11 protein-coding genes are annotated in these 15,593 nt (G+C 41.9%); 5 read left to right on the forward strand and 6 right to left on the reverse strand.

Features of this window, described 5'->3' with window-relative positions:
• Nucleotides 1–21 precede the first annotated feature (21 nt).
• Complete coding sequence (gene infC / locus AAG747_RS15985; RefSeq protein WP_346822198.1) at nt 22–540, reverse strand: translation initiation factor IF-3; 519 nt, start codon at nt 538–540, stop codon at nt 22–24.
• Nucleotides 541–1,150: 610 nt separating this feature from the next.
• On the opposite strand from infC, the gene AAG747_RS15990 reads away from it, so the two are divergent.
• The gene (locus AAG747_RS15990) at nt 1,151–2,692 is read left to right on the forward strand and encodes an Ig-like domain-containing protein (RefSeq protein ID WP_346822199.1); all 1,542 of its coding nucleotides are present in this window, start codon (nt 1,151–1,153) and stop codon (nt 2,690–2,692) included.
• 102 nt (nt 2,693–2,794) lie between these two features.
• Here the strand turns inward: AAG747_RS15990 and AAG747_RS15995 are convergent, their stop codons facing one another.
• The 3 genes from AAG747_RS15995 to AAG747_RS16005 form a co-directional block, all read right to left on the reverse strand.
• Nucleotides 2,795–4,294: a SusD/RagB family nutrient-binding outer membrane lipoprotein gene (locus AAG747_RS15995; protein WP_346822200.1), complete on the reverse strand. Its 1,500-nt coding sequence runs from the start codon at nt 4,292–4,294 to the stop codon at nt 2,795–2,797.
• An 11-nt stretch (nt 4,295–4,305) separates the two neighbouring features.
• Nucleotides 4,306–7,473, reverse strand: coding sequence for a SusC/RagA family TonB-linked outer membrane protein (locus AAG747_RS16000; protein WP_346822201.1), 3,168 nt, complete (start codon nt 7,471–7,473; stop codon nt 4,306–4,308).
• 1,713 nt (nt 7,474–9,186) lie between these two features.
• The gene (locus AAG747_RS16005; RefSeq protein WP_346822202.1) at nt 9,187–10,323 is read right to left on the reverse strand and encodes a proline racemase family protein; all 1,137 of its coding nucleotides are present in this window, start codon (nt 10,321–10,323) and stop codon (nt 9,187–9,189) included.
• Between the two features lie 231 nt (nt 10,324–10,554).
• Here AAG747_RS16005 and AAG747_RS16010 point away from each other — a divergent pair, with 231 nt between their 5' ends.
• Both AAG747_RS16010 and AAG747_RS16015 read left to right on the forward strand, forming a co-directional pair.
• Nucleotides 10,555–11,511 carry a C45 family autoproteolytic acyltransferase/hydrolase gene (locus AAG747_RS16010; protein ID WP_346822203.1) on the forward strand — a complete coding sequence of 319 codons (957 nt, stop codon included), beginning with the start codon at nt 10,555–10,557 and terminating at the stop codon, nt 11,509–11,511.
• 106 nt (nt 11,512–11,617) lie between these two features.
• Nucleotides 11,618–12,136 (forward strand): alpha-ketoglutarate-dependent dioxygenase AlkB, encoded by a 519-nt coding sequence (locus tag AAG747_RS16015; protein WP_346822204.1) that lies wholly within the window; start codon nt 11,618–11,620, stop codon nt 12,134–12,136.
• A gap of 69 nt (nt 12,137–12,205) precedes the next feature.
• On the opposite strand, the gene AAG747_RS16020 is transcribed toward AAG747_RS16015, so the two are convergent.
• On the reverse strand, nt 12,206–12,394 hold the full coding sequence (locus AAG747_RS16020; RefSeq protein WP_346822230.1) for a globin family protein: 189 nt from the start codon (nt 12,392–12,394) through the stop codon (nt 12,206–12,208).
• Nucleotides 12,395–12,828: 434 nt separating this feature from the next.
• On the opposite strand from AAG747_RS16020, the gene AAG747_RS16025 reads away from it, so the two are divergent.
• Complete coding sequence (locus tag AAG747_RS16025; RefSeq protein ID WP_346822205.1) at nt 12,829–14,232, forward strand: NAD(P)/FAD-dependent oxidoreductase; 1,404 nt, start codon at nt 12,829–12,831, stop codon at nt 14,230–14,232.
• 133 nt (nt 14,233–14,365) lie between these two features.
• Complete coding sequence (locus AAG747_RS16030; RefSeq protein ID WP_346822206.1) at nt 14,366–15,115, forward strand: methyltransferase domain-containing protein; 750 nt, start codon at nt 14,366–14,368, stop codon at nt 15,113–15,115.
• A gap of 100 nt (nt 15,116–15,215) precedes the next feature.
• On the opposite strand, the gene AAG747_RS16035 is transcribed toward AAG747_RS16030, so the two are convergent.
• A complete protein-coding gene (locus AAG747_RS16035; protein ID WP_346822207.1) occupies nt 15,216–15,389 on the reverse strand; it encodes a hypothetical protein in 174 nt (57 codons plus the stop codon).
• Nucleotides 15,390–15,593: the final 204 nt, after the last annotated feature.

Raw genomic sequence — 15,593 nt, forward strand, 5'->3', positions numbered from 1 at the left:
TGGAGTGCAGGTATGTTCGACTTATTTTTTAGTAGCTTTTGGTGCCAGCATCATAATCATTCTGCGGCCTTCTTGCTTTATTTTCTGCTCGATCTTGCCATGCTCTTCCAGCTTTTCGGCAAAGCGCATCAGCAAATCCCGGCCCCGGTCTTTGTAGACAATGGTACGGCCATGAAACTGAACATAGGCTTTTACTTTGTTGCCTTCGTTCAAGAACTTGATAGCATGATTGGTTTTAAAGTTCAAATCGTGCTCATCGGTGTTAGGGCCAAAACGGATTTCTTTCACCACCGTTTTGGATTGCTTGGCTTTAAGTTCTTTTTGCTTTTTCTTCTGCTCGTATTTGAACTTTGAGTAATCTATAACTTTACATACGGGAGGTTTGGCTTTGGGAGAAATCTCTACCAAATCCAACTTTTGTGCCCGAGCCATTTTCAACGCCTCTTCTATAGAAAAGATCCCGTTTTCTACATTTTCACCCACAACCCTTACTTCCCGGGCTCTAATTCTTTGATTAGTTCTAAATCTGATTTCTGCCATTCTAGTATTTAAGAATTCTACAAATAGTTTTCTTTTTTAATTAATAAAATCTTATCCCGATTTCCAAATGACTTTTTGATTTTTGGGATGGAGGGCACTACATGTATTAAGTATTGCTTAAAATAGTTAGGTATGAACCCTCTCTCAAAGCCAATGCTACAAAAGTAATAATAATGAAGATTTCTATAAATAAATCAAAAGTTATTTTAAGGAAAGAGGTTAAAAACTCATGGAAAACAGTGATTTATTTCGGAAGTCACCGCAATTTTTTGCCTCTGGATGCAAAATGCCAACGATTATTCTTTTTCCTTCTCTTGTGAAATATTTTTTTCTTGGCGATTCAAAACTTCTGCACCCGCCTACTTGGGTTTGGTAGGGAATGATTTGGTGATTTCTCATGGTTGTGCTTTTTTTGCTTGCGCATACTCCAATGTAATAGGTATGGTTTGTAAGAAATCCGCTTAATCGCTTGTGGCTGTCTGTGTTAGCGCTTCTGTACGGCTTGTTTGAAGGTTACTATGGGAATTTCTGAACGTGCTTGGGAAAATGCCAATACTCCTATGGCCATTGGATCATCATTTGATAACGCAAATTTTAATATACAACAAAAATGGAAAAAGTATTTATAAGATGGTTGTTACTCATCGCTTTGTGGGTATCTGGGTGTGCAGGCAATGTCGAGGAGGTGCAAATTGACGTGAAAAATGTCCGAATTGTCGGTTTGGAAGGCGGGAAAGGCATTTGGGATACCGTTGAATTTTCTGTGGAAGCTAGGGGAGTGGAGGGCATTCAACAAGTGGATATACAGGTAGATGATGAGATTGTTGCCAGCGATGATACGGCTCCGTTTGAATTTACCTGGGATACCAAAACACATAAAGATGGCGATTATACCATCAAGGCCGTGGTAGTGACAAACAATGGGAAAACAATGGAGAAGCTGGCTTCGGTAAGTATTAAGAATATCTTGTTGACGGTGCATATGGATGACAGCTATTTGCGGGAAGGAGAAGTCTGTTATGTTCTGCTGAGTGACCCCCAGGGCGAGGTGCTGGCTTATCAAAAAGTGCAAGGCGAGGGTGCCTATCCGCTCAAGTCCAAGGACTATCAGGGAGAGAGGTTTGATTTTAATATTGTGACACTCTTATCCGAAGAGAAACAAACGGAATATAATGAAGTCAACCGATTGACTACTTACCTGGAACTGGAAAGGGGGAGTACCTGGCATTTGTCTCGTGAAGTGTATTTGGGAAATGATGAGATCAGGCTGGGTAATGGAAAACAAATAATTGAAAAAGAAGTGAAATGGACCAATCTTCCCAAAGAAGATGCTTTTGAGTATATTCAAGTTTTGACTGTGGGTGGAAACCGAAAAACATTCTATACACTTGACGAACTGTCCAAAGTGACTTCCTTTTCTCAACAGGCAGACTTGAGTGAAGTATTGGTGCATGTCAAAACTCCGGAGGCATTTAAATACCGGTTTTTTACCGGGGTGACTTTCGGGAAAGTAACGACTCTTGATTTTGACCTGCTCGAAAATGAAACAAAACTGAAAGGGTTTGTTTGGGAGGTTCCTTCACCGGTGCATCAAGCTAAGGCCCGTTTATATGGTTTTAAAGTTTCGGAAAAACCCTCTCAGCGTTATGACTGGGGGGAGTATCTGATGAATAACCATCAGTTGACATTTACGTACCCGGAAGGTTTGTTTAAGAAATATGCTTCGTATGTCAATTTCGAATACGAAGGAGGAAGCAGTAGTAATTATTTGCCGGGTGTCCAACCTCTGTTTACACCAATTGAAGGTGCGGCAAGTCTTGTTGAAGTGGAAAGTTTCCATTCGTTTACGCTTGATGTGCGGGGGGAGATAGATTTCTATCGTTTTTCATTACATGCACAAGACGGTTCTTTTCAGAGAATTGTAGTAGGGCCTAAAGGCAAGAGAAGCTTCGTGCCGGTTGTTTTCCCTACAGAAATTCAAAACAACATACCTGAGGCTTTGGAAGCCGGTAGCCAGGAAACGGTTTTGTATGATTTACAAGCTATCAAGGGGTATTCGAAAAGCATTCAAGTTTTGGCGAACCCGGCGGGAAAAGTGAAAGATTTGTCCAATCAATTTTATAAGCTTACAAAGCTAAACAATTCGAAATAAGTAATCTGAAAAGAAAAAGAATCAATTGTAAAAAAAACCTCCAGTATTTCAATACTGGAGGTACGTAATGGATACACTAAACCTTTTAATTATTTAGGCGTTTTATGGTTGGTCCCACCAAACCCGGCCGTTATATCCGGCTTCACCTTGGTTGGCAATAGCGGCGTCAATGTTGGATTTGTTTACTGAAAACTCTTCGGTAGGATAGGGCAAACGCCTTGGTATTTTATCTTCGTTCAGGTTGTCTACTGATGGAGAAAGCGCGGGAAGTCCGGTTCTTCTCCAGTCTGCAAAGGCCTCATTTCCCTGGGTAAATAAAGCGACCCATTTTTGCGTCATGATTAAGGCTAATTTGTCAGCCGCATCATCATAGCTGGCGGTGCCGTTCAATAAATCGGCCACCTTTGCCATATCCGTGATGTTGTATTGGCTGGCAGAAGCCATTACCGCTTTTTCGTATAGGGCTTTGGCATCGCCTCCGAAAGCCCCCCAACGTTGTGCTGCTTCAGCTTGTAAGAACAATACTTCCGCATACGTCATGATCCACATGGGCGAGTCCCTTTGTAAGAAGGCTTGTCCGAGTTGGGAGGTGTTTTTAAATGTAAAACTAGAGCCGTCATCATCCTTTACGGAATTTAAGCCTTTCATGCCGTTGGGAATACCCACATAATCATTATTGTCAGGGGTAGGGGTAGCATATACCGGTAGGCGGGGATCTTCCGGGTTTGCACGGGTGCCGTTGCCGATCATATAGTCTGCCAGCGTTTTGCTGAGTCTAAAGTCCTGGTCTCTTCCCGTTAAGTGGGCTGCGGTAGCGTTGCCATTATTGTTCAAGAAAACCACCTTGGCTGTGTGCAGGTTGTCTTCCATCATATCGCTGACGTCCATAGCCATAATGGCGGCTTTTGCAGCGTTTTCATCTTTTTCAGAAAGTCGCATCCACAAGCGTAGTTTCAGAGAGTTTGCAAAACGTTTCCACAATCCAACATCTCCGCCAAACATCAAATCTTCCCCATTGATATTGGACGATAGATCCGGGTTAAATTGATCCAGGGAAGCTAAGGCTTCGTCTAATTCTGTGATTAACTGAGGGTATAAAGTACTCTGATCATCGTATTTGGGTGTAAGCAGATCTCCTTTTTCCGGGGAGCCTTGCAAGGCTTCAGAAAAAGGAATGTCTCCGAACAAATCTGACAAGTAACTGAATAGGAATACTTTCAAGACTTTTCCGATTCCAATCAATTGATTGTTTTGCAGTTCGGTTCCTTTGTCTACAATGACTTGTGCATCGTTTAAAGGAGTATTGTAAATCATGTTCCAGATATTGTTTATATCTCCATCCCTCAGTACATATTGGTCTTCTTCCGGGTATTGGGAAGCGGCCATATGCTGTACCCATAAGTTGAGGATTTGTGTATTGGCCCGGTAAGATATTTCATAGGCCATGGAGGCTTCTATGCTGGAAATTAAGTTTTTAGCCTCTACATCTAAGGGTTGATTGGGGTTTTTGCTTAAGTCTTCAAAACCTTCTTCACAAGACATACAGAGCAAGAGCAGGGTACCCAACAGGTATTTTAATGAAAGATTATATTTCCTTTTCATGTGAGCGGATTTTACAGTGAGAAATTAAGTGAGACACCATAGGATTTTGTAGATGGGGCATTGTTGACTTCAAAGCCCTGGAAGTTACCTGAAAAACCAATACTGGTTTCCGGGTCCACATTTGGCACATTGGAATGGATGAGCCATAAGTTCCGGCCAATCAAAGAGACCTGGGCCCTTTTGAAAGGCGTTTTGTTGAGGAAGCTCGAAGGTAGGTTATAGCTTAACCGTACTTCCCGCAACTTCGCATAAGAGGCATCGTAAATTGCGGTTTCTTGTGACTGGAAGGTATGATGGAAATAATCCTCTACGGCAATCGGAGTGGCATTGGGTGAGCCGCTTTCCGTAACTCCTTCTACAATGAAATCCTCCCGTTTGCCATCGAAGACGGTAGTTTCCAAGACCCCGGCATAGTTTCCGAAAAAGTTGGTCAAAGAGAACATGTCGCCACCTTGTTTGATATCAATTAAAAAGCTAAAAGAAAGGCCTTTAAATTTGAATTCGTTGCCAATACCCATTGTGTAGTCAGGTTGCACTTTACCGATTACGTGGGTACCCTGATCCTGTACGGGAAGGCCATTGCCGTCAATAATCAATTGCCCCTGGTCATTTCGCTTAAAGCGTGTACCGACAATCAATCCGTAAGGCTGGTTTTCTCTGAGCTCCAAACGGGCCCTGTGTGCACCTACTAGCAGCGATTTGACATTGGGATGGATCGAGGTGACTTCACTGTTGTTTTTGGCAAAGTTGACAAAAACATCCCATTGGAAGCTATTATTCAATTGTACCGGAGTACCGGTTAACATGATTTCTACCCCTGAGTTTTTGATTTCTCCGGCATTGATCAATTTATTGTCATATCCGGTAGCATCGGAAATATCCAAGGGTACGATTTGGTCTTGGGTTAAACTGTTGTAATAGGTGAAGTCGACTCCCAAACGGTTGTTAAACCATTGCATTTCCAGACCGGCTTCCCAGGACTTTGTTCTTTCGGGTTTTAAGTTGTCGTTTGCCAGGTTGCTGGTTAATGTAAAAGAGGTATATCCGTTGTAGGGGCTGCGAATGGTTCCGGCATCAGAGGTTGTCAATTGCTCTGAAGTCAGATAATAATTCAGTTGTTTATAAGGGTCGGTATCATTTCCTACCTCTGCATATCCTACCCGTACTTTGGCAAAGTCCAATGAAGGCAAGTCGATCAATTCTGACAAGACTACGGTACCGGTAACAGAAGGGTATTGGTAGAAGGGGTCAGAATGGTACAAAACAGAAGAAAAATCGCCCCGGTTGGTGAATTCAATAAATGCTAAGTCGCGATAGCCGATCTGGCCGGATACATACAAACTGTTGATCCGCTTTTCTTCTAACCTTTCGTCTGAAATCGGGAAACTAGCTGCGTTTGCAACATTATAGATTCCCGGTACGGCCAAGCCCTGAACAATGGTGGATTTGGTGCGGAAGCGTCTGTCATAGCGGCTTCCTCCGGCCATCAGGCTGAAGGAGAAGTTTTCTCCCAAATCGTGTTTGGCGGTAAGGGTAAAGTCGATGTTGGTGGATTGATGGATATATTCCAGCTCTTCAAAGCCACCGGTTCTGTAGTGATTGGGTTTCAAGGTTCCCGCCCGGTAAATTTGTTTTCGTTCGTCCGTATAAGCATCGGTTCCGGCACGCAGGTTGGCGACTAACCAAGGAAGAATATCATAGGTGATAGAAAACTGACCAATCAAACGGTTTCTCCGGTCATTGTTGGTGTTTTCGTTCATGATCCAGAAGGGATTGTTATGATAAGAGGAATTCCAGTTGTAGTGCAAGCCCGTTGCCGGGTTTAAGAGTGGATTTCCGTTTGCATCCTTGTAGTTGCGCAATTGATCCATATTTACTTGCCGTCCGAACCAGTTGTAAAGCTGTTGAAGAGGATTAAAGTTATTGTACCCGGTTTGAGGCCGGTTTTTACCCCTTCCCATGGTATAATTTGCACTGGCGTTAATGGTAATCTTATCCGATAGGGCAAAGCCTCCGTTGAAACCGAGGTTGGTGCGGTCGTAACGAGTGTTGGGAATTACCCCTGTTTGCCGCAAGTCGGTGTAGGAAATACGGAAATTCCCCTTGTCATTGCCCCCTTGTAAGGATACGGAGTGAGTTTGCAGCGAACCCGTTTCGAAAAAGTCTTTGACATTGTCCGGTTGAGGAACCCATTTCACTGTGTTCCCTAAGTAATCAACCATATCCCTGCCGTCTAAGGGAAGTCCCCAGCTTTCGTCTACAGCTATGTAATCCGTACCGTCTACAGCTCCATACCCCCCTTGTCCGAAAGAGTTTTGGAAATCAGGGAGTAGCAAGGTTTTTTCAGCTACATAACTTCCCGAGTAGGAAATGCCCAAGCCTTTTGTACCTTTTCCCGATTTGGTGGTGATCAGAATCACCCCGTTTTGCGCTCTGGAACCGTACAATGCCGCTGCTGTAGGACCTTTCAAAACCGTGATGGATGCTACATCATCCGGGTTGATATCCGTGGCGGCATTACCATAGTCAGCTCCATCGTTGTTCCCTACAGTAGCTGTATTCTGTTCACTGGGCTTACGGGGTTGAGAGTTATCGACCAATACCCCGTCAATTACAAATAGAGGCTGGTTCTCGGCATTGAATGAGCTGTTTCCCCGGATGATGATCCGGCTGGAAGCTCCTACAGAACCGGAAGATCCGGTGACTTGCACGCCGGCAACCCGTCCTGACAAGGAATTGACCACATTGCTGGACTTGGTTTTTGTGAGTTCCTCCCCATCCAGCTCCTGTACCGAATAGCCTAGGGCTTTTTTGTCCCGTTCAATCCCCAAGGCAGTAACTACGACTTCGCCTAACTCTTGTGCATCTTCATCCATGGAAATGTCAACCACGGACCTGTCTCCGATTGCTATTTCCATGGTAGCATAACCCACATAACTGAATACGAGGATTTGTTGATTGTCAGAAGGGACTTGCAGTTGGTATTTACCATTGGCATCGGTGATGGCTCCTATGGAGGTGCCTTTGATTAACACATTCACCCCGGGAAGGGGATTGTCATCAGAGGCGGATTTTACCGTACCCGATACCACTTTATCGGAGTTTTGCCCTAAGGCAACAGGGCAGTAGCATAGAAATGCCATCACTACCATACAGATGAGTAGTATTGATTTTTTCATTGTTTATTGATTTTGATGAAATTTTAATACCTGGCCAATTCAACTTAAATTATCTGGCCTTTTAGGACAATGACGTGTTGAGATGTGATGAATTTAGAAAGCGTACCACACACCTCTCCCAAGGCGTACTCCATGTAGGGTTACACAAATTGGTTTGGGTATACCTCTCCCGTATTAGGGTTGGATCATATTTATGAAATATAATAACCCAATTTGGGGGATGTTTGAAATGCAAGCCAAGGTTTGCGCCTTTGTAAATTGTTTGAAAATAATCAGTCGTAAGAAAATTGTACGTCATTGCCCTTCTCAGAAGGCTATGGGTGTGTTGATTTGTGATGTATTAGAAAGCAAACCACATACCTCACCCATGGCATAATCCACTTGTGACTATGCTGTTTTTTTATTTGTAACAGGGCATACCTCTTCCAAATAAGCGATTGTAAGCACCAAAAATAAAGTGCTTTTAATCCTTGATGAAAATCGGAAACCCTTCTTTTGAACCTTAACTCTTGTTGTTAATACAATTAATACCTGTTGTTGAGCCAGCAAATCACCACGATTCGCTTTTTGTACTACCAAACCCGTCTCCTATAATAATAAGAGGATTTAATAGGGAATATGAGGAGTCATCCTGATATATACCTAATACAACCTCTTTTTTTAAGGTTGGGACTGGCTAGTACAAGTAGTAATTATAGTAAGGGAGGTAAAACAACTTTTGTATTTCAATATCTTCCAAAAGCTTATTTACTTGATATATGGTATGCTTTCTATAAAAGCCTAAGTAATGGACTTTTTTTAAAAAAAACAAAATATTTAAAAGGAATTATGATATGTCCGGAAGAGTGGGTTATATATATTTTGAATGGCTTTATAATAAGATGGATAAGTCTGCTTGACTACACTTAAATCGGGGGGATATAATGCCATTTTTAAAGAGAGTTTTTTTTAACTTATACCCCATAACGGGGGAGGTGTGTAGAAACCTTTAAAGGTTGGGCCGGCTTATTTTAGCCAAACTTCTGTAAGTACCCTCTTAAAGCAATGACTGGAATTAATATATGCGATCGGGATATATTGAATGTTTGAGATGGCTTTGGCAATTGAGTTGAAAAAGTATAGTTGTTTACATTTCCAAACAAAAGAACGGTGAACCAAGCAGTCAAAATACTTCTCTTTTTGTTCTTGATAGCAGGGTGACAAGCTCAGTGTCAATTACTTAAGGAGAGTGAATGTATAGGTGTTTGGAACGTAGTAGATGTACGGATTCCTACCGGGACCATCCCTGCTGAAAAACAGCAAAAAATTGCGATGATGAAAGAGGGCTGAAATCTAACATCACTTTTCATTTGATTTCGCAATCAAAGAAGTTCAAATCAAAAATGCTCACTGGAAACTGGGTAATGTCACCCATACGGTGGTAGTACATTGATGAAAATACGAGCAAAAAAGATAATGGGAAAGTATTGTTTAAGATTTCGGAAATACCGGTCGCCTTGATCGTGGGAAAAGAATCATAACCAATACTGCATTTTATGTAAAAAATACTAGAACGAGGCTGTCCGAAAAGTCAATAGAACATAAAATGCCACGAGGACTCTAAGATACCAAGAGTCCTAAATAGCTGATTTATAACTCATTTTTCCTGTGTACATCTTAGTGCCTTCAGGATTGGTGGGCATATCTCAATTTTTTAGACAGCCTCGTTTCTTTTTAGCGTAGTATAAACCCGTGCTTTACCGGATCGTCAGGGTTGATCACAAAAGTGTGCATCCCGGTAATAAAAGCGGTTCCTTCTACTTGTGGAATCACTGCGGTATAAGGGCCGTAAGCCTGCTCGGAAATTACCGAGCCAGTGAATACACTGTCTGTGATACTTTCAATACGCATATGTTCGCCTATTTTCAACTCTTTACGGGCGTAATGAATGGCCATTCTGCCGGAAACTCCTGATCCGGTTGGGCTGCGATCCACTTCACCTTCGGCAAAGATGCAAACATTCCGGCTGTCTGCGTCATCATGTAAGGACTCTCCAATGAAAATGGTACCATAAGCAAAACTCAAATCCGCTTCAAAGGGGTGGATAACGTCCTGGTCTTGTTGCATCACTGCGCACTTGATGTCCATTCCTGCTTGGATAAGGTGTTGGTAACTTTTAGGAGTCAGATCAAAGTCAAAGTGGTTTTTCTCCATGGATACATAGGTGTAAAATGCCCCGCCATATGCCAAATCATAGGTGACAGTTCCCAGCCCGGGTACCTCTATCGTTCTGTCTAATCCCACTACAAAACTGGGAACACAATGGAAGCGTACACCGGTTACCTTCCCGTTTTCTACATGGGTAAAGGCTGTAATCCTGCCACAGGGCGCATCAATTTTCAATAGGTTGTCACCCTCCTGCACATGCACCCAGCCCATTTCCACTGCCAAGGTGGAGAGGGCGATAATAGCATGTCCGCACATGGTGCTATACCCTTCATTGTGCAAGAAAATGACTCCGAAATCAGCCTCGTCATCATTGGGAGGGAGTAAGAGACAACCGTACATGTCGGCATGTCCCCGGGGCTCAAACATCAAAGCCTTACGCAAATAATCATAATGTTCTTTGATATATCTTCTGTATTCTAAAACCGAACGGCCTTTCAGTTCCGGAAATCCACTTACAATCACCCTTAAAGGTTCTCCGCCGGTATGCATATCGATTGTTTGAATCTGTTGCCAATTTTTGGGAGGTGTAAAAGTGGTATTGGAGCGTATCTGCTGATAGGTTTGACTCATAATGGTAAATGCTAAATTGTGAGTAAAAGGTCTGCCTGAAGCAGAAAGAGCTAAATGTACAAGATTTTTCATTATTTACTTTCATCAGGAAAAAATCCTATAGGTTTTTAGTAAAATATTATAAATAAAGCGGGCAAAAGTGTTTCATTCTGTAAAAAGGAAAATGCCTATTTGTGGTAGACATAAAGAGGAGAGGAAGGTAGTTTTTAATAAAAAGTAAATAAGTAGTTTTCGTGGGATTTTCCTTAAGTTGCTTATCTTTTATTTTAAACTTGTAAAAACAGGATGATATAAATCGCGAAAATGGAAGAACATATTGTGAACCTTGACTTGCCTGTGGATAAGAGGTGGGATTTTTTAAGGGTATATAAAGAGGAAATGGATGCACTATTGGAATGTTACTTAAATGATTTTCGAAGTGCGGAGTATTTATTTGATAGTATACATCAATATAAACAAGAACTGGTTACCTTCACGTATTTAGAGGAAATTGAATTTATTTCATCTTTCTCTAAATTTTCGACTACGGAAGTACTCATTGCGAATCTTTATTATGATATATTAAAATTTTATTTTGGGTGTACGGCATTTGCCGTCAATCATGAAGATACCATTTTACATGCGAGAAATTTAGACTGGCATACTGAAAATAATTTGTTGAGCAGGCATTCCAGAATTTTTAACTTCCAGGAGAATGGTAAAACGCTGTTTAAAACCGTGGGGTGGGCCGGTTTTCTGGGCGCTTTGTCAGGAGTGAAACCGGGTAAATTTTCATTGACGTTGAATGCTGTGGAAAGTGACGAGCCTCCGGAGGTCGCTTACCCGATTTCTTTTTTACTTAGGGATGTGCTCGAATTGTCAAACTCTTTTCAAGATGCGAAAGAAAAGCTGGAGAAAATAACCATTGCCTGCGATTGTCTGATTCTTCTTTCCGGAGTGACTCCTGATGAAAAGGTGGTCATCGAAAGAACACCGAAACGATATGCGACAAGAGGTACCCAGGAAGACTTTATTGTGGTGACAAATGATTATAAAACCTTAGGAAATAATGTATTGACTGATGACAGTAGTTTGTTGCAAGCCACTTCTTGCGGTAGGTATGACCGGGCAATAGAGCTTTTGCAAAGGGCAAAACCGGAAAGTGCGGGGGAATGTCTACATCTTTTACAAGATGACAAAGTGCAAATGGAAATTACTGTTCAACAAATGGTTTTTAATAATAAAACCGGTGATGTTACATTGGTTAAAGCGAATGTTTAAAGAGCGTTAAAGTATATAGTTTAGACAAACTTTTGGAAACTCTTGAGAGAGCGAGTTGCCTCCGGTGCCTAAATATATAGTGTTGATTCTTTTAAAATATTGGAAAATGAAAGGGGTTACCTATCTTGAAAATTTTTTGATGTCCTCAACGGAGTTATTTGAATATTTAAAACAACATGTAATTTGGGATGAACGAATGGCAGCTAGAAAGACTGCCAGTTATGGTGTGGCATATAATTATTCTCAAATGCACTATCCCCATCAAAACTTTCCTGGTGAGTTGCTTGAAGTACTCCTGAAAATAGAACAGACGGTAGGCTTCAGGCCTAATAACTGCCTGATTAATTACTATTTGGATGGACGGTCAAAAATGGGCTACCATTCCGACCAGACGGATATTCTGGTGAAAGGCACAGGGGTAGTCATCGTTTCTTTGGGCGAAACGCATACTTTGCGGTTCAGAAATATCGCCAACAAAGAGGTAATTCGGGATTATCTGCTTCCGTCCGGCTCTTTGATCTATATGAGGAATGATGTGCAGGACAAATGGCAACATGCAGTACCGAAATCCGATACTCCGCAAGGAAGAATGAGCTTGACTTTCAGGCAAATCAAAGAAACATAAAACTCCGGAATTGAGCCGTCAAAAATAGCAGAGGAGTACCGGTTTGGGAAAAACTTTCTACAAAATAACTTAGGACTCGTTATTTGCCACCGATTTATGGATATAACTCTCCTGCATAATGCCGGTGATCAGGTCAATAGCGTTGTCCCAGGCTTTGTGTACATTTGGCGTATAAGCCTCTCCCATTCCTTTTTGAATTGCATCTGATAAGTCAACTTTTAGCACCGGGTAATGTTCTTGCTTGACTCTGTATTTGATATGCTGTTTTCAAGCCCATCATAAAATAAACAAACATCACAAATTGAAAGGCTTTCGGGGAATGATGTTGTCGGTGTACAGTTTCAAGTTGCGTTTGACAAAAAAACTGCCCGTTCAAAGGTCTTTTATTCATAATAACTTTTATAAAAATCATTGTGAACGCTTTGGATAATTTATCTATATAAGTATATTTAGGTATGGTGTTTTAGGCGAGTGTGTTTTTTTTAAATACTGTAACAACGCAAACATTCAGATGATTTATCAGTAATAGAAAGAATTATCATTATTTCATTACGATTCCCTTTAGAAAGCCTTAAAGGTGGATTACAGTTGATTGACATAACCGGAATAACATTGCTGTGTACAGCCTGGGTATGTATTGTATTTTTTAGAGTTATACTACCAGTTTATAGGTGAAATAAAATTACAGAAGGATGTATTCAAATAACAAAAAAATTGTCATTGTTGGAACCGGTATTGTCAATTTGGTCAGTGCCTATTTTCTGGCAAAGGAGCATTACGATCTTATTCTTATAGATAAAGCTCCGTCCCCTTTTTCCAATAGTCATTGGAAAGAGCAAGGTTGTACATTCGGTGGAGAAAATGTGCGGATGTTTTCCTATACGGAGGCTGACAACTATAATGAAAAAGATAGTCAGCTGTATTCTAAAATGGATCGGGCTTTTGAAAATACAATTGATCAGGATGGTTGGCTGGTTCGGGCAAAAGAAATGCTGAGTTTACCTGAACAGGAATGGATCCAGGATTTTCACTCTGTAAACCCTGAAGAAGCCCGCCAATTTGGTGAAGACATTTACACGGTAAATATCAGAAGTGGCGCCCTTTGGGAAACATGGATCACAGAGGCCCAAGGGTTATTTGAAGATTTGGATTTTCGAAGGGGAATTTTGCGCATTTATTCCGAAGCAGCTGATTTTGATGTTGCCAAACAACTTCATTCGCGTCTGGGCTCCCTCGTTCATGTTTTGGACAAGGAGGAAGCTCTTCGGAAATATCCGGTATTCCGCAAAGTTAACGCTACCGGGAAGCTCGGGGGCTGTATGACCGCCAAAGGCTTTACGTTGAAAGTACAAGACCTTTCCAAAAGAATTATCTGGTATTTGATGGCCTATGGGGCGAAGTTTCGATGGAATACTACATTCTCCGGAGTCCAACGCGATCAGGCAGGAGTAGTGAAAGGGATTATCGTAGACGGGGAGCTGGAGCAGTACGGCCATTACCTGTTGTCCCTTGGAGCCTATGCGGGTACTTCACTGGACACTACTCAATCAAACAACCTGGTCCATGGAGTATTGGGGGTATGGCTGACTATCCCCAATGTACACCCGGAATTAAACTATTCCATGAAAATTCACAAAGCCGGACATGTAGGGGAGGATACTAATGTAACCTTAATTCATCAGAATGGGGAGCCGGTGTTGGTGTTGGGGTCAGGGTATGGCTATGTTGGAAATTTAACGGAGAACCGTATCGGAAACGATGAATTAGAAGGGATCTATAAAAGTTTGAAAAATACGGCTCAAACGTATTTTCCGGAAGCGTACGAAGAAGGTGCTGCAACTATTGACTCGACCAAACGGTATTGTGTACGCCCTTGGACGCCTACCAGCCTGGGTATTTTTGAAACGCTTCCAGCTCTGGACAATGGAAAGCTGATCATCACCGGAGGAAATAACACCGGTGGGTTTACACAGTCCCCTTATATAGCAGATGCCGTAGTCAGTCAATTAAAGGATAAAACCCATCCAGTACATTCCCTTTTTCACCCGAAGAGGGGTATCAGAGTATTGGAAGAAATACCCAAAGTAAATGGATAGAAATTCCCTGGGGGTTTCTAAATCATATATTGTTGTAACAAATTGACTGTAAATAACATAGTGTTTGTGAGCGATGTGCGGGAATAATCCGGCCGTACAGGGCATGCAAATGCTGCAACCTACTCATTAAATTATGCAAAAAGATCATTTTACGGCCGTTTCCAATAATTATCGTAAATACCGGCCTGCGTACCCCAAAGAGTTGTTTCAATACCTTTCCAGCCTGACTCCCGGGCACCAACGGGTGTGGGACTGTGGTACGGGAAGCGGTCAGACTGCCGTGCCGCTTACAGAATTTTATGACGAAGTAATTGCCACCGACTTGAGTAAAGGTCAATTGGAAAATGCCCAAGCACATGAAAGAGTGGTTTATAAACTCAGTGCCGCTGAAAAAGCCCCGTTGGAAGACCAATCTGTAGATTTGGTGACTTCTTCACAAGCTGCCCATTGGTTTGTGCTCGAAGAATTTTATAGTGAAGTCAGAAGGGTACTTCGTCCCGGTGGTGTAATTGCCTTATGGTGTTATGGTTTATTATCGGTGAACGAATCTGTGGACCGGGTTGTAAAGCAATTACATGATGATTTGTTGGGACCTTTTTGGCCCAAAAGAACCATTGAAGACCATACCTATGGTTCCCTTTGGTTTCCTTTTGAAGAGTTGCCTCGCAGTGCGTTTACTATGAGGGCTCATTGGACATTAGAGCAGTTGAAGAATTATTTCCGCACATGGTCTGCGGCTCACAAATATTATGAACAACATCAGGTTGATCCTTTGGAGGTGTTGACAGAACCTTTCCTGAAAGCCTGGGGAAATCCGGAGGAAGTAAAAGAAGTGACATGGCCGATTTATATGAGGCATGGCCGGGTGCTTACGGATAAATAAGTGACACGCAAGTGCGGCCTTGTTAAAAGCGCTGTAACAACGCAGCCATTGTGCTTCATTGTTACAGCACTTTTACGCGCGTTTAATAGGTCTTTCGGGTTTAGAAATAATATCCGAAATTGACATTGAATCGCATTTCCCAACCGGCATCCTGAAGCCCTTGTGCCAATGCGTTGGACCAGTCGGGGCCTGGCCAAGGTTGGCCCTTACCCATAGCACAGTCTATATAAGTAAACTCTTGCCCTGTAGTAACCGGTACCCCGGTCACATTCATAATGGCTCTCGCTTAAAAGTTCATCTCTTGAGAAAATACATTAAAAGAAAGTAAAAAAAGACAAGCCCCTAACCGCTTTATTGACAAAAAATTTATTAGAGAATGTTTTATTCTTTGATGAATTAAGAGAATTGACGCAAATAGAACTTAACTCAAATTGTTTTTGAGTGCGAATAGGTAGGGTACTTTTATATAGGTATTTAT

Origin of the sequence: Rapidithrix thailandica, from assembly GCF_039710355.1 — a bacterium.
GTDB lineage: Bacteria > Bacteroidota > Bacteroidia > Cytophagales > Flammeovirgaceae > Rapidithrix > Rapidithrix thailandica.

What these genes read in the sequence shown, in the direction of transcription:
- infC (WP_346822198.1), bottom strand. Translation starts at nt 540, where the DNA reads ATGGCAGAAATCAGATTTAGAACTAATCAAAGAATTAGAGCCCGGGAA.
- AAG747_RS15990 (WP_346822199.1), top strand. Translation starts at nt 1,151, where the DNA reads ATGGAAAAAGTATTTATAAGATGGTTGTTACTCATCGCTTTGTGGGTA.
- AAG747_RS15995 (WP_346822200.1), bottom strand. Translation starts at nt 4,294, where the DNA reads ATGAAAAGGAAATATAATCTTTCATTAAAATACCTGTTGGGTACCCTG.
- AAG747_RS16000 (WP_346822201.1), bottom strand. Translation starts at nt 7,473, where the DNA reads ATGAAAAAATCAATACTACTCATCTGTATGGTAGTGATGGCATTTCTA.
- AAG747_RS16005 (WP_346822202.1), bottom strand. Translation starts at nt 10,323, where the DNA reads ATGAAAAATCTTGTACATTTAGCTCTTTCTGCTTCAGGCAGACCTTTT.
- AAG747_RS16010 (WP_346822203.1), top strand. Translation starts at nt 10,555, where the DNA reads ATGGAAGAACATATTGTGAACCTTGACTTGCCTGTGGATAAGAGGTGG.
- AAG747_RS16015 (WP_346822204.1), top strand. Translation starts at nt 11,618, where the DNA reads ATGAAAGGGGTTACCTATCTTGAAAATTTTTTGATGTCCTCAACGGAG.
- AAG747_RS16025 (WP_346822205.1), top strand. Translation starts at nt 12,829, where the DNA reads ATGTATTCAAATAACAAAAAAATTGTCATTGTTGGAACCGGTATTGTC.
- AAG747_RS16030 (WP_346822206.1), top strand. Translation starts at nt 14,366, where the DNA reads ATGCAAAAAGATCATTTTACGGCCGTTTCCAATAATTATCGTAAATAC.
- AAG747_RS16035 (WP_346822207.1), bottom strand. Translation starts at nt 15,389, where the DNA reads ATGAATGTGACCGGGGTACCGGTTACTACAGGGCAAGAGTTTACTTAT.